The sequence below is a fragment of the Micromonospora sp. NPDC051006 genome (genome assembly GCF_044456245.1).
Taxonomy (GTDB): domain Bacteria; phylum Actinomycetota; class Actinomycetes; order Mycobacteriales; family Micromonosporaceae; genus Micromonospora.
The window spans coordinates 137,350-150,854 of the sequence record NZ_JBITFP010000005.1; the positions used below are offsets into that span (position 1 = coordinate 137,350).

A 13,505-nucleotide genomic window follows, 5' to 3' on the forward strand; every position below is an offset into this window, starting at 1 on the left:
GGGCACCGTGTTAGCCGCGCAGCGGGCTAACCCCAACTGCGTGGCAGCCATTGCCCAGCAGAAGGGAATCAATAGGGGTGTGGTGAGCCGGATCCTCGGTGAAAGGGAGGTGGCTTGTGCTGCAGCAGTCTCTTGAAGCACTCTGGGGTCACCTGGCTACGATCGGTCGACCGGTGGTTGTCGCACGTATCCCGGGCCCCGGCCTGGAAGACGTGAAGTCCGCTCTCGGGGAGCCGATCCCGGACATGGTGGCTCAGTGGTTCAACTGGAGCAACGGAGTCGCTGACACGCCCGGGCAGACTCAGGATGACGCATCGGTCATGCCGGGTTACTGGCCGCTCTCGATCGCCGAAGCTAAGTCGATCATGTCTGACTACATCGACGACGAGGCGGCGTTGGGCGATCACTGGGTGCCGTTGCTGGGTTCCGGCGGTGGTGACTTCTACGCTGCGGTCTTCGACGAGTCGCTGCACGAAGTGGGTGTCTTCACCGTCATGTCCGGCGGCGAGACGGAGATTTCCTTCCGTTCGGTCGAAGAGATGGTTGATGGGTTCCTTGAGCTCTATCAGACCGGTGTCTTCTACGTGGATGATGACGGCACCCTCGAAGCCGACGATGACCGCTGGGTGGAATATGAGTCCAGAGTTGGTGGTACCGCGTAGCAAGTGACCAACGTGGACTCGGATCCGACGCGGCCGTAGTTCGATAGACCGGCTCGGGCAGCATAGGGTCCAGCGTGGCCGCCGGGGTGACTTGTCACCTCGGCGGCACGTCCTTTTGCCATAACGACGGGACACTGCGGCAACAGGAGTTGTCGGCCGGGTCTGATTGTGGCCGCGAGCGATGCGTGCGGGACGCGACGTCAGAGCGATGTGAGATTCTCTCCAAGGTCCGGACGTTGAACACGACGGACTCTGGCGGTGTGAAGGAATTCCCCGAGAAAGTAGAGTTGGTGGCAGTCATGGAGTCCGCCCGGGTGGGCCAGGGGAGGGTAATGGATAAAAGAGTCGATCTGATTGACATAATCGGAAGAACTGGCGGCGTCCATGCCAGACCTGAGGATTTTGAACGAGCCTTGGACCTGTGGTGCCACAAAGCTGAAAAGGAAGGCTGGTCTGTGTCGGTGCTCGACCATGAGCGTGACTCGGGCATAGATGGACGATGCGGAACGGTCGAGGTAGAGGGCCTGAGGTACGAAGTTCGCTACGGACCGCGCACCCGCACGACCCTCATCGACGACAGCACTGGAGAGGACATCGAGCGACCTGCCTTTGCCTACGCCGTGTGGGCCGAACCGGTCGTACTTGAGATATTCCTGGTCGAGGAGTAACGCGCACCGCGAGGACCATCGGCTGCGGGCCACCCCGGACATCGGGACAGCTAACCGGTGGGTGGAGACTTCGAGATCCGCCATTCGAAGTCCCCGCGTCGCGGATGACCCTCAAGGAGGGTGGCCAACGCCGAGGTCGGAGCCGCGGGGATGGTCACGGCGATCACGCGTGCGGCGTGTGCGTCGATCTCGCCTCCAACCTCGGTGAGCCGCGATTCCATGTCCCTGAGATCCTCGAGTTCCAGGTCTCGGCGGTAGTAGATCTGCAGCGCGTAGTGGTCGCCGTCGCGAACCACCTGGTAGGTCCGCCGCCATTTTCAATGCGAATGGTATCGCCGCGAGCTACACCATCCGCCATCAGCGGTGAACGTTCCAGCACATACAAGTCCGAACCGAGGGGGGTGACGAGCAGCGATTCGAAGGAATCCTGACCCGCCCGTGTCGTGCCGATCAACACCTGAACGACTTCCGCCAAGGAACAAGTCCGTTCTTCCGTACGGGGCTCCACACCTTCCCCGATCCGCGCAGGACGGCCTGGTTTCGGAGCGCCCAGAGTTCCGAGCAGTGAGGTTACAGCCTGCACTCGGAGCGGACGTTGATCAAGGTCAAGGTGCCGCGCTGGAGCCAGAAAGTGGTCAACACCTGGCCTTCGTACGGTATGCGTCCGCCCGTCGTCGTCGGGCGCCGCTCGGGACTGTACGAACACCGTGGCAGGTGGTTGGGCACCTCCCCGGTATTGGATCAAGGTGTGGGCGGGGCTCAACGGTGGCGACTCTGTGGGACCGGGAGATGGCCGACAAGATCCCTCTCCTCGGACGGCTGGACTCCGGTTCGCAACTCAACCTGATCGTGCGGCTGCTGGAGTGGACGGTTGAGGTTCTGCCGTCCGGGGCGCGTGAGCTGCTGGAAGGGGAGGGCCGTGGCGCCGTCGAAGCAGCGCTTGACTACGTTCGCGCGGCTGCGGCGGGGTCGCCACCGGATGTCGAGTCGGAGGCGTTCGAGGAACTTGAGGACGAGTTGTCAGAACTGGCCGACGAGGTCGACCTTCAAGACCTCTGGCAGCTTTTTGTCGCGCTGATCGACTCTGTCGGAGTGCCGGCGGAGGACGTCACGGTGGGCTTCACGCGGACGATCATGTCGGCCTGCTACGACGTCATCCGTGACTGCGAGGACTTGCCGGAACTCCCGCTGGGAACCGCGGAACCTGTCGTCCTCGACGTCGAGCGTGCGAACCCCAACTGCATGCGTGCGATCGAGTATCAGAGGCAACTCGTCCGCACTGCGGCGCAGGATTAGGTGGACGCCGACACGGGATGCTGTGGTGGGTCGGAGCCCTGGCCGATAGCCGGCACGTCGGATCGCGAGGTGTGCTTGTTCATGAACGCCGATCAGTTCGCGGGCGTTGCTTCCCTCCAACAGGCGGCCCTGTTCGCCGCCGGATGTGCGGAGCGGGCCTGCGGGGTGCTCTTCTGGGCGGTGTCCGAGGATGATCGGCGCGATGACCTGGACCGCTACCACGAGGCGTTGGAATTGTTGTGGCGCCCGCTTTCGAGCGACGTCGCGCGGTACTCGTCGACCCGATCCGGCCTCGAGCGGATGCGCGAGATGCGCTTCGGGGACGAGCTTGAGGGGTCTGCTGCTCATGCTCTCTACGCAGCGGTTGTCCTCCACTCGGCGTTGGGGATGCTTGCAAGGCGATCGCTTGACGGTCTGGCGGAGTGCTCCGCGGCGGCGCGGAACGGTGCCTTCAGGATCGGGGCCCGGACCGGGCATCACCTCGTGCTCGACTTGGAGGAGCGTTGTCAGGCGGAGGACGTCGAGCGTCTGCTCGACGGGGGAAGTGCAGACGAGCTTCGGGAGTCCGCCCGACGCCGCGGGCGTGAGCGGCTGCGCCTGCTGTACGAACACTATCGGCGGTGACGTCGGCCCGTGCGACCGATGGTTCGGCCGGCGGGATGTCCTAACCGGGATCAACCACGTTTGGAGGACAGCGTGCTGCTGTGGGATTACGAGATGAAGCCCTTGCGGGATGAGCTTCCGACCATCCCGCCTGCGCGGAGGCTTGCTGTGGCCGTGTCGGTGCTGGACTGGACGCTTCAGGCTGCGGGCGAGATCGAGGACGCGGAGGTCCGGAGCTACCTGGCGGAGGGGCTGAGGATCGGCCATGAATCGGTCCGGGCCGGCCGTGACGAGATGATCCTCCCCGAGGACATGCTCGATGCGTACGAAGACGTCTACGACAGTTCGGATGAGCCCGGTACGGCGCACCTGATGTCGGCGATCCTGGCCTGTGTCGACGCGCCCGAGGGCCTGACCGGCGAGGTTCTCTACGGCGTTCTCTCCTCCTGCTATGAGGGCCTTCTCGACCGGGAGAGGCTGCCGATCTGGACCGTCGAGGCGGAGCGGGAGAACGCCAGATGCCTCGAAACCATCGCATACCAGAAGAGGATCGTTGACGAAGCGCTGGGACGCTGAGAGCGTCACGAGATGGTCGTCCCACCAGGCCGCCGTCATCCGCCACTTGCGCACCCGGGCGTTCCTCCTCCAGCAGGGGCTGCCCCGGCGGTCGCTGCTGTTCGAGGCGGCCGAGCCGACGGGCCGTACGCAGATCCTGAGCGGTCAGGTCTGCGTGTTGCTGGGCAGCTATGACAAGGGCGAGCAGTTCTTCCTCGACGTCGAGCGTGGGCAGGTTCTGTTCGGCGCGGAAGGGTTCGACGACGCCCACTCGGTCAACACCACCGTCGAGATGTTCGCCCAGTGCCTGCTGGTGTCGGAGCGGGCGTACCCCTACTACTCGTCGGCCGAGGGGCCTTCGGCCTTCGTGTCGGTCGCGGGGCGACTGGAGGCGCTGTTCGCCGCGGTCGACCCGGCGACCTATGGGCTGGTGGGCTCGTTCTGGAAGACCTTCGTCCACGACGTGTCCGTCGGTGACTTCGCGATCGAGGACGTCGACTGGTGGAGCCCCTGACCGGGCCGGTCGTGCGGGAGCAGCTACTGCTCCCGCCACCTGAACTCGGTCAGGAGTCCCGGCACGTCGTGGGCGAGCCGCAGCGCGGCGAGCCCGGTCTCCGGCCGCACCAGCGCGCCGGCCGGGACCCACGCCTCCTGCCCGCACAGCAGGATTTCCACCAGTTCCGCGGCCGGTGACTCCGTCAGCCAGTACCAGGTGCGGTCGTGAAGCAGCGAAACGGTGCTGTACTCGTCGTGCAGCGAGACGATCAGCACGTCTTCGCCGCCGTCGCCGTAGCCGAACACCGGCTCGTGGTCCGGGACGTACAGGCCGGGCAGCTCCTCGAGCGTGATGACGCGGGATGCCGCGTACGGCAGGTACGTCTCCATCTCGTAGCGCATGCCGCCGAGGGTACGACCGGGTCGCCGGGGATCGACTGGCGGAGATCGGACCGGGTGGGAACAGCGAGGAGAGGTGGCTCAGGTGGCTTGCGGAGTTAGCTGGTAGCGGCTGCAGACGTCGAGCAACAGAGCGGCCCTGACCTCGAACCGCTCGTCGTTGCCGTCCAACTCCACATCCACCAGCACGCTGTCCTCCGCGGCCGCGAAGTGCAGCTCGACGCGCGTCTGGCCGTCCAGTTCGAGGGTGAACCAGCGGTCGTCGTCGGCGTCGGAGCCGTCGACTCCGGCGGTGACGCGGCTCGGGTCGAGTTCGTGCCGGACAAGGTAGGCGATCGTCTCGACGAACGGCAGCACGTTCCGGCGCCAGATCCAGCCGTGCATCGTGCCGTGTGGCTCGTCTTGCATCGGTGCAGGCTAGATCCCGGCACGTCGGGCCACAAGGAAGCGAAGGGCTCCGCGCCGGGGAGCGGCCCCGCCGCCGGACGTGGGGGCGCGCCGCCAGGGGGAGCGCCGGCCACCCGAACGGCCAGGTCACCGGCCGGATCGGCGGTGATCACCGAGCCGTACGGGGAGTTGGCGGTGGGGCCGTCGGCGGTGTGTGCTGATGGGACGATCCGGCACCGGACATTGGTCCGGTCGTCATGGCGGGTTTCCCGCCGCTCGGGACGGGGTAGGGCCGGTGTCGCAGGCCATCGATGCCGCGATGACCATCGATGTCGCAGGTCGAGGGCGAGCACCTGTGGGAGCGTTTTCCGACGGGATCCCGTTACGCTGACACGCCGTCTCGGGACATTGACTCTCATCACAATAGCCGAGCGGTTGAATCGCTTGTTACCTGCTCCGATGTCCGTTTAGCCTGAGCGCGCTCAAGGTGCAACGGGGGAGCTACGACATGCAACTTCAGATCCGGCTACTGGGCACAGTGGAGCTGAGTGTCGACGGCCGGATCGCCACACCCGGCCCGGCGAAACGACGCGCGGTGCTCGCCGGGCTCGCCCTGGAGGCCAACCATCCCGTCTCGCTGGCCCGGCTGACCGGGATGGTGTGGACGGAGGAACCGCCGGCTTCCGCGGTGGCCAACCTCCGGTCGCACGCCGCGGCCCTGCGCCGCGTGCTCGGCGACCGGCTGATCGCCCGTCCCAACGCGTACGAGCTGAGCCTGGGACCGGACGAGCTGGACATCACCGAGTTCCAGCGGCTGGCGGGGGAGGGGCGTGGCCTGCTGGCCGGCGGCGAGCCGGACGCCGCCGCGGACCCGCTGCGCGCGGCCCTGGACTGCTGGCGCGGCGGCCAGGCCGGCGACGGCCTGCCCCGCGGGACCGCATTGGACAACCGCTGGGCGAGCCTCGACGAGCAGCGGCTCCAGGTCTTCGAGGAGCTGACCGAGGCGCGCCTGGCCGTCGGCGAGCACCGACCACTGTTGTCGGAGGTCCGGCGGCACCTCGCGGCCCATCCGCTGCGCGAGCGGGCCTGGGGGCAGCTGATGCTGGCGCTCTACCGGTGCGGTGAGGTGCCCGCCGCGCTGGCCGCCTACCGGGACGCGCACGCCATCCTGCACGAGCAGCTCGGCATCGACCCGGGTGAGGACCTGGCCCGGTTGCACCGGGCCGTGCTCGACCGGTCACCCGACCTGGCCCACGTCCCGCCGGCCACCCCGATCGTCGCCGCCGCCGTCCCGGTCACCCCGGCGGCGGTCAGGGTCCCCCGCGAGCTGCCGGCCGACCTGGTCACCTTCGTCGGTCGTACGCCCGAGGTGGCGGACGTGGTCGCGGCCGTGACCGGCGGGACGCCGGCCGCCGTGGTGGTCAGCGGGCCGGCGGGCAGCGGCAAGAGTGCGCTGGCGGTGCGCGCGGCACACGCGGTGGCCGCCGACTTCCCCGAGGGACAGGTCTTCGTCGACCTCGGCTACCGGCCGACGGTGACGCCCGACGAGGTGCTGGCCCGGGTGCTGCGCGCGCTGGGGGTTCCGGCCGCCGAGGTGCCGGTCAGCGTCGACGAACGGGCCGGCTGGGTCCGGTCCCGGATTGCCGGGCACCGTCTTCTGCTGGTGGTCGACGGGGTCACCGGGGCCGAGCAGGTGCGGCCGCTGATCCCGGCCGGGCCCGGCCCGGCGCTGATCGTCGTCGGCCAGCGGCAGCTGCGCAGCCTCGACGGTGTGCGGCGGGTGGCCCTCGGCCCGGTCGGCGCGGTGGGGGCGCGGGCGTTGGTCGCCGCGTTCAGCGGCGCCGACCGGCTGAAGGCGGAACCGGCCGCCACGGCCGAGCTGGTACGGCTCTGCGCCGGCTCGGTGCTGGCGCTGCGGATCACCGGCTCGCGGCTGGCCAGTCGGCCGGACCTGTCGGTGGCGGCGCTGGTCGACCAGTTGCGCGACCGCCGTGATCGGCTGGACCTGCTGGTCTACGAGGACCAGTCGGTGCGGGCGAGCCTGGCCCTCGGGATCGCCGCGCTGCGCTCCGGCGACGAGCTGATCGGTCGTCTGCTCAAGCTGCTCGGCGAGTCACCGGACGCGCCCGCGCTGCCCGAGCGGACGGCGGCTCGGCTCGGCGTCTCCGCGCAGCGGGCGAGGCACGCGCTGGAGGAGTTGGTCGACGCGCACCTGGCCCAGCGGACCGATCCGGGCGGCTACCGTCTGCCGGCGTTGGTGCGCGACTACGCGGCGGAGCTGGCCGGCCCGCCGGCGCTGCTCGCCGCGCACCCGCTGACCGGCTGGCGGGTCGACCCGGTCGCCGCCTGAGCGCCGGTTGGCGATCAGCCGTGGTCGGCGCGGACGATCGCCACCGCGACCCGGCAGAACTCGTCCATGTCCGGGTTGAAGCCGGCCGCGATGTCGGGGTGCAGCCCGGAGCGGGTCTCGTCGAGCAGCCGCTGGCAGACCTGCTCGACGGGCTCGCCCGCGTAGCCGGCGCGGACCCGTTCGGTCGCCGCCTGGAGCGCCGAGGTCAGCTGATCCTCCAGCGGGCCACGCAGCTTCTGCTGCACGGGATCGAGCCCGCGTGGATCGAGCGTGACATGTGGCTCCGACATCGGCGCTCCCTTCGTCGGCGTCCGCGGTACCCCGCCGCGGTCGTCGGTCAAACCACGTTCGGTACGGCGGCCACCCGCACCTGGTACGAGAACTCCTCGGCCGGTTCCTCGGTGTACGACAGCCGGCGGATCTGCCGGTCGTCGTCGTAGAGGGCGACGTCCACCAGGACGCCGAGGTGGGCCAGGCCGATGGTGGCGACCCGCTTCTTGTCCTGGAGCACCGCGCACACCCCACCGAGCAGGGTGCTCGCGTCGGAGGTGCGGTGCCCGGGCGGACAGCGGAGAACCAGATCCACCTCGATCGGCCCGGAGAGCGGGGTCCAGCCGGTACGCTGGGCCGCCGCACAGGCCGCGTCGAGCAGGGCGCGGACCCTCGTCGCCTGCCGGTGCCCGGCGGCGAAGATGGACAGCGCCTCGGTCTTGACCGGTGGCAGGCCGCTCACCTCGAATGTCAGGGCGAGAGCGCGGGTGTCCTGCACGACGGCACCTCCTCGTTGCGGACGATCCTGCCCAACCGGTGGACCGGGGGAGGGAGTTCCCGCGAGAACCAACCGAACGGGCGGGTGGGGGTCGGCCGGAGGCGTATCGACGTCGACGGCGTACGCGCTGGCAGCGGAGCTATGAAAACGCTAATGCAACCGGCCGGCGCTGGGTAGCTCCGCCGCTCACTGGGTGGGACGCGGCGCGAACGCGCAGAACTCGTTGCCCTCGGGGTCGGCCAGCACCCACCAGCTGATCGCGTCGTCCGGCTCACGCAGCAGGGTCGCGCCGGCCCGGATCAGCCCGGTCGGCTCGGGGTCGATCAGGTCGACGTCCCAGTGCATCCGGTTCTTGACCGTCTTGCGCTCCGGCACCGGGTTGAAGACCCACTCGTCCCACGGGAAGCCGGCCGCGCCGACCAGCGAGGCCGCGTCCCAGCCGGTCATCTCGACCGCACCGCCGAGCACGCCGGCCCACCACTCGGCCAGCCGCTGCGGCTCGACGGTGTCCACCACCAGCTCCATCGGCCCGGGCGAGGTGTCCGGTCGGGCGGCGAAGGCGCAGAACTCGTTGCCGTCCGGGTCGGCCAGCACCCACCACTCGATCTCGTCGTCGGGCTCGCGTACCACCCGGGCGCCGGCGGCGAGCAGCGGCGCGGGATCGTCGCCGGCGAGGCGCAGCTCCAGGTGGACGCGGGTCTTGACGGTGCGCGGCTCGGGCACCCGGTTGACCCAGATCGACTCGGGGCCCACGCCGTCCGGGCCGGCGTCGACCCGGGTGTCCCCGTCACCGGTGTCGACGACGCTCCCGTCGAGCACCCGGGCCCAGAAGGCCCCGAGCCGGTCAGGGTCGGCCGCGTCGATGCAGAGGTCCTTGAAACGAGCGATCACCGGAACATCATGCCGCTCGAGTGCGACGTTCCGCTGGAGCCGGTGCGGCCGAGGCGCGGCCAGCGGGGCACTCCGGTCTGGTCAGGGCCAGGTAGGAACTGGCCGAGACGAGCAGCCCCACCCCCCACAGCGTGTAGGTGGCCAGCGCCACCACCAGGAACCAGTCCGGCGCGATCATCCCGGTCGCCACCGCGGTCCCGCCGCCGATGCCGAAGTAGCTGGTCAAACCCGCCCCGAGGAACAGCGCCGGAACGAGCACCAGCCAGCGCGGCACCGGCCGTGCGGCCAGCGGCCCCACCCACGAGGGCCAGATCCGGCCCCAACGGTGCACCAGCGCGAGCGGCAGCAGCGTGCCCGCCAGGACCATCAGCGCGACGAAGGTCAGCAGGAACGGGGCGGATGCGCCGGGCGAGGTCCGCCACAGGGCTCCCTGCGGCACGGCCGCACCGAGGCGGGCCAGGCAGGAGGCGATGGTCAGGTAGCCGGCAAGGTAGGCCCAGCGCGGCGAGGGACATCGCGCTTTTCGGGGGAACGGCCGTGGACACGACCGCAACGCGGGCAGGCGGCCCGGGTGCGGCGCTGTGCCAGGACGGCGACCGCGGACGCCAGCACCCCGGCCACCGCGCCGGCGCCCTGGGCGAGCAGGACGACCAGATCGGCCCGGCTGACCGGCTGGCCGAAGAGGGCGCCGAGCGCCATCAGGAGGCTCAGCGGAAACATGATGGCGTAGAGCAGCAGCGCGATCCCGCACGACCAGGCCAACACCGCCGACACCCAGCTCGCCGGCTGGGACCGAGCCGCCCTCGTGCCGGCCAGCGCCGCCACGATCGCGGCCGACGCGGCCGGCACGACCGGCGTCCAGCCCTCTGGCAGGAACGACTCACCGAGGTCGCCGAAGTCAGGCGCGCCGCCGATCGCCCAACTCGCGTGCACGATCGCGTACGCCGTGCACCAGACAACCGCGAGCGGGGGTGTCCACCGCATCCACCTCGGCTCTGTCATGGCCGCAGCCTCTCGCGTGCCGAATGCCAAGCGACTCCCCGCGAAGGGGGATCTGGCCCGTTCCGGTCTCCCCGGTGCGCGGGAGCGCCGGCGAATCGCCCGTGCGAGCGGACAGGTGATCCAGGGCACACCGCCGCCGCGTCATCCGGTGCCGTCGCCGGCAGGTTTCGCGACTTCGCAGGTCGGGCAGTGTTGGGACCACGAAACGTCCGGGGTCCGTCACTCGCCGGTCAGAGCCCGACCGTCTCGCCGTGCGCCGGGGCACGGTGACCTTCCCCGGCTGTTGGCCGATCAGAGGGGAGGGGTGATGAGCGACCCTGACGAGGCCGGACGTCGACGTCGACCGCGGGTGCGCGCGGTCGCGGCCGCCGCCGCGGTGGCGCTGGCGGCGCCCTTGGCGGGCTGCGGTTCCGGTGGGGACGGCGGCACGCCCACGATCAACCTGTACTACCCACCGGAGCAGAACCTGCAGAAGGTGGTGGACAACTGCAACGCGCAGGCCGGCGGTCGCTACGAGATCGTCTACCGGGTGCTACCGCGGCAGGCCGACGACCAGCGGGTGCAGATGGTCCGCCGGCTGGCAGCCGAGGACAGTGGCATGGACGTGCTCGGTCTGGACGTGACCTGGACGCAGGAGTTCGCCAGCGCCGACTGGATCCGGGAGTGGACCGGGGCGGACAAGGCCGAGGTGGAGCAGGGCACCCTGGCCGGCCCGCTGGAGACCGCCCGCTACCAGGACAAGCTCTACGCGGCGCCGAAGAACACCAACGTGCAGCTGCTCTGGTACCGAAAGGACCTGGCACCGGACCCGCCGAAGACCTGGGACCAGATGATCGCCGCGGCGCAGGAGCTGAAGCGGCAGGGCAAGCCCTACCAGGTGCTCACCATGGGCGCCCAGTACGAGGGCCTGGTCGTCCTCTACAACACCCTGGCGGAGAGCGCCGGCGGCAAGATCCTCAGCGACGACGGCAAGAAGGCCCTGATGGACGAGGGCACGGTGAAGGCGCTCGACCAGCTGCAGAAGTTCGCCTCCTCCGGCGTGACGTCGCCGTCGTTCACCAACGCCACCGAGGACCCGGTCCGGTTGGAGTTCCAGTCCGGTAGCGGCGCCTTCCAGGTGAACTGGCCGTTCGTCTATCCGGCGATGCAGGAGGCCAACCCGGACCTGGCCAAGCAGGTCGGCTGGGCCCGGATTCCCGGCATCGACGAGAACACCCCGAGCAAGGTCACCATCGGCGGGGTGAACATGGCGGTCAGCGCCTACTCGAAGCACCCGGAGCTGTCCTTCGAGGCGGCGAAGTGCATCCGTAACGAGCAGAACCAGAAGTTCTCGGCGATCAACGACGGCGTGCCGCCGACGATCGAGTCGATCTACGCCGATCCGGAGATGGAGGAGGCGTACCCGATGAAGGAGACCATCCTCGAGGAGCTGAAGGAGCCGGCGGTGCGTCCGCTCACCCCGGCGTACCAGAGCATCTCCACGGTCATGTCGGCGATCCTGTCGCCGCCGTCGGGGATCCGCCCACAGCAGACCGCTGACGAGCTGCGCGGCGCCATCGCCGACGCGCTCCAGTCGAAGGGGGTGCTGCCGTGAGCCTGCCCGCCACACCCACCGGCGCCGAGGCGACCGCCGCCGAGACCGCGACCGGCACCGGCCGGCACGCCGCCGTGCCCGCGCAGCGCAGCCGGCGCGGACGGCCGCCGCTGAGTGAGAACAAGAAGGCCGAGCGCCGGCTCGGGTGGCTGCTCTGCGCACCGGCCGCGCTGGTCATGCTGGCAGTGACCGCGTACCCGATCATCTACTCGGTCTGGCTGTCGCTGCAGCGCTTCGACCTGCGCTTCCCCGATGAGCGCGAGTTCATCGGGTTGGAGAACTACGCCACCGTGCTGAGCAACGAGTTCTGGTGGACAGCTTTCGGGGTGACCGCGCTGATCACCGTGGTCACCGTCGCGGTCGAGCTGGTGCTCGGCATGGGGCTGGCCCTGATCATGCACCGGACCCTGGTCGGGCGCGGCATCGTGCGGACCGCGGCGTTGATCCCGTACGGGATCGTCACGGTGGTCGCCGCGTTCTCCTGGCGGTACGCCTGGACGCCCGGCACCGGCTACCTGGCCAACGTGTTCAGCGACGGCGCCCCGCTCACCGAACGGGCCAGCTCGCTGGCGATCATCATGCTGGCCGAGATCTGGAAGACCACCCCGTTCATGGCGCTGCTGCTGATGGCCGGGCTGGCGCTGGTGCCGGAGGACCTGCTCAAGGCGGCCTCCACCGACGGGGCGACGTCCTGGCAGCGGTTCACCAAGGTGATGCTGCCGGTGATGAAGCCGGCGATCCTGGTCGCGCTGCTGTTCCGCATGCTCGACGCGTTCCGGGTCTTCGACAACATCTTCGTGCTGACCGCCGGCGCGAACGAGACCTCGTCGGTCTCGATGCTCGCCTACAACAACCTGATCCGGGGCCTGAACCTCGGCATCGGGTCGACCATGTCGGTGCTGATCTTCATCACCGTGGCGATCATCGCGTTCGTCTTCGTGAAGCTCTTCGGCACCGCTGCCCCCGGCAGCTCGGACGACGAGAGGCGTTGAGATGGCTACCGAAACCACCACCCGGGCGAGACTGCGGTGGGGCCTGCTGGACGTCATCGTGGTCGTCTTCGCGCTGATCCCGGTGCTCTGGATCGCCTCGCTGTCGTTCAAGACCCCGGCCACTCTCACCGACGGGAAGTTCATCCCGCGCGAGTGGACGCTGGAGAACTACCGGACGATCTTCGACACCGACCAGTTCGTCCGGGCCCTGGTCAACTCGATCGGCATCGCCCTGATCGCCACCCTGATCGCGGTGGTGCTCGGCGCGATGGCCGCGTACGCGATCTCCCGGCTGGACTTCCCCGGCAAGAAGCTGCTGGTCGGCGTCTCCCTGTTGATCGCGATGTTCCCGCAGGTGTCGCTGGTGTCGCCGCTGTTCGAGATCGAGCGGCAGCTGGGGCTCTTCGACACCTGGCCGGGGCTGATCCTGCCGTACATCACCTTCGCCCTGCCGCTGGCGATCTACACGCTGTCGGCGTTCTTCAAGCAGATCCCGTGGGACCTGGAAAAGGCGGCGAAGATGGACGGCGCCACCCAGGGGCAGGCGTTCCGGCGGGTGATCGCGCCGCTGGCCGCGCCCGGCCTGTTCACCACGGCGATCCTGGTCTTCATCTTCTGCTGGAACGACTTCCTCTTCGCCATCTCGCTGACCTCCACCGAGCGGTCCCGCACGGTGCCGGTCGCGCTGTCGTTCTTCACCGGCGAGTCGCAGTTCGAGGACCCCACCGGGGCGATCTGCGCCGCCGCCGTGGTGATCACCATTCCGATCATCCTGTTCGTGCTCTTCTTCCAGCGCCGCATCGTCTCCGGCCTGACCTCCGGCGCAGTCAAGGGATAGGTGA

18 protein-coding genes are annotated in these 13,505 nt (G+C 69.2%); 10 read left to right on the forward strand and 8 right to left on the reverse strand.

Annotation, left to right across the window (positions count from 1 at the left end; genetic code table 11):
• The first annotated feature begins 116 nt into the window (after window positions 1–116).
• The gene (locus ACIBBA_RS11360; RefSeq protein ID WP_396696132.1) at window positions 117–662 is read left to right on the forward strand and encodes a hypothetical protein; all 546 of its coding nucleotides are present in this window, start codon (window positions 117–119) and stop codon (window positions 660–662) included.
• A gap of 185 nt (window positions 663–847) precedes the next feature.
• Window positions 848–1,330 (forward strand): hypothetical protein, encoded by a 483-nt coding sequence (locus ACIBBA_RS11365; protein ID WP_396696134.1) that lies wholly within the window; start codon window positions 848–850, stop codon window positions 1,328–1,330.
• 50 nt (window positions 1,331–1,380) lie between these two features.
• Here ACIBBA_RS11365 and ACIBBA_RS11370 read toward each other — a convergent pair whose 3' ends face one another.
• Entirely contained in the window at window positions 1,381–1,626 is a 246-nt protein-coding gene (locus ACIBBA_RS11370) for a hypothetical protein (RefSeq protein WP_396696136.1), read from the reverse strand.
• Between the two features lie 493 nt (window positions 1,627–2,119).
• Between ACIBBA_RS11370 and ACIBBA_RS11375 the strand changes: the two genes are divergently transcribed.
• From ACIBBA_RS11375 to ACIBBA_RS11390, 4 genes are all read left to right on the forward strand, one after another.
• Window positions 2,120–2,626, forward strand: a complete 507-nt coding sequence (locus ACIBBA_RS11375) for a hypothetical protein (protein WP_396696138.1) — start codon at window positions 2,120–2,122, stop codon at window positions 2,624–2,626.
• Window positions 2,627–2,707: 81 nt separating this feature from the next.
• Window positions 2,708–3,250 (forward strand): hypothetical protein, encoded by a 543-nt coding sequence (locus ACIBBA_RS11380; protein WP_396696140.1) that lies wholly within the window; start codon window positions 2,708–2,710, stop codon window positions 3,248–3,250.
• A gap of 72 nt (window positions 3,251–3,322) precedes the next feature.
• Entirely contained in the window at window positions 3,323–3,805 is a 483-nt protein-coding gene (locus ACIBBA_RS11385) for a hypothetical protein (RefSeq protein ID WP_396696142.1), read from the forward strand.
• Window positions 3,783–4,298 (forward strand): SUKH-4 family immunity protein, encoded by a 516-nt coding sequence (locus ACIBBA_RS11390; RefSeq protein WP_396696144.1) that lies wholly within the window; start codon window positions 3,783–3,785, stop codon window positions 4,296–4,298. Before ACIBBA_RS11385 ends, ACIBBA_RS11390 begins: the two co-directional genes overlap by 23 nt.
• 23 nt (window positions 4,299–4,321) lie before the next feature.
• Here ACIBBA_RS11390 and ACIBBA_RS11395 read toward each other — a convergent pair whose 3' ends face one another.
• Together ACIBBA_RS11395 and ACIBBA_RS11400 are read right to left on the reverse strand one after the other, a co-directional pair.
• Complete coding sequence (locus ACIBBA_RS11395) at window positions 4,322–4,681, reverse strand: hypothetical protein (protein ID WP_396696146.1); 360 nt, start codon at window positions 4,679–4,681, stop codon at window positions 4,322–4,324.
• A 78-nt stretch (window positions 4,682–4,759) separates the two neighbouring features.
• Complete coding sequence (locus ACIBBA_RS11400; RefSeq protein WP_396696148.1) at window positions 4,760–5,086, reverse strand: hypothetical protein; 327 nt, start codon at window positions 5,084–5,086, stop codon at window positions 4,760–4,762.
• Between the two features lie 487 nt (window positions 5,087–5,573).
• On the opposite strand from ACIBBA_RS11400, the gene ACIBBA_RS11405 reads away from it, so the two are divergent.
• The gene (locus ACIBBA_RS11405) at window positions 5,574–7,415 is read left to right on the forward strand and encodes a BTAD domain-containing putative transcriptional regulator (RefSeq protein ID WP_396696150.1); all 1,842 of its coding nucleotides are present in this window, start codon (window positions 5,574–5,576) and stop codon (window positions 7,413–7,415) included.
• A gap of 14 nt (window positions 7,416–7,429) precedes the next feature.
• On the opposite strand, the gene ACIBBA_RS11410 is transcribed toward ACIBBA_RS11405, so the two are convergent.
• From ACIBBA_RS11410 to ACIBBA_RS11430, 5 genes are all read right to left on the reverse strand, one after another.
• The gene (locus tag ACIBBA_RS11410; RefSeq protein WP_357057229.1) at window positions 7,430–7,705 is read right to left on the reverse strand and encodes a hypothetical protein; all 276 of its coding nucleotides are present in this window, start codon (window positions 7,703–7,705) and stop codon (window positions 7,430–7,432) included.
• 47 nt (window positions 7,706–7,752) lie between these two features.
• Entirely contained in the window at window positions 7,753–8,184 is a 432-nt protein-coding gene (locus tag ACIBBA_RS11415; protein WP_350872920.1) for a hypothetical protein, read from the reverse strand.
• A 186-nt stretch (window positions 8,185–8,370) separates the two neighbouring features.
• Entirely contained in the window at window positions 8,371–9,075 is a 705-nt protein-coding gene (locus ACIBBA_RS11420; protein WP_396696152.1) for a VOC family protein, read from the reverse strand.
• A 7-nt stretch (window positions 9,076–9,082) separates the two neighbouring features.
• Window positions 9,083–9,514 (reverse strand): hypothetical protein, encoded by a 432-nt coding sequence (locus ACIBBA_RS11425; RefSeq protein ID WP_396696154.1) that lies wholly within the window; start codon window positions 9,512–9,514, stop codon window positions 9,083–9,085.
• 35 nt (window positions 9,515–9,549) lie between these two features.
• Window positions 9,550–10,077 (reverse strand): hypothetical protein, encoded by a 528-nt coding sequence (locus ACIBBA_RS11430; protein ID WP_396696156.1) that lies wholly within the window; start codon window positions 10,075–10,077, stop codon window positions 9,550–9,552.
• Between the two features lie 307 nt (window positions 10,078–10,384).
• Here ACIBBA_RS11430 and ACIBBA_RS11435 point away from each other — a divergent pair, with 307 nt between their 5' ends.
• The 3 genes from ACIBBA_RS11435 to ACIBBA_RS11445 are packed head-to-tail and all read left to right on the forward strand — an operon-like array spanning window position 10,385 to window position 13,501.
• Complete coding sequence (locus ACIBBA_RS11435) at window positions 10,385–11,671, forward strand: ABC transporter substrate-binding protein (RefSeq protein ID WP_350872923.1); 1,287 nt, start codon at window positions 10,385–10,387, stop codon at window positions 11,669–11,671.
• A complete protein-coding gene (locus ACIBBA_RS11440) occupies window positions 11,668–12,663 on the forward strand; it encodes a sugar ABC transporter permease (protein ID WP_350872924.1) in 996 nt (331 codons plus the stop codon). The genes ACIBBA_RS11435 and ACIBBA_RS11440 overlap by 4 nt, the downstream gene beginning before the upstream one ends.
• Window position 12,664: 1 nt before the next feature.
• Entirely contained in the window at window positions 12,665–13,501 is an 837-nt protein-coding gene (locus tag ACIBBA_RS11445; RefSeq protein ID WP_357057218.1) for a carbohydrate ABC transporter permease, read from the forward strand.
• The last annotated feature ends 4 nt before the right edge of the window (window positions 13,502–13,505 follow it).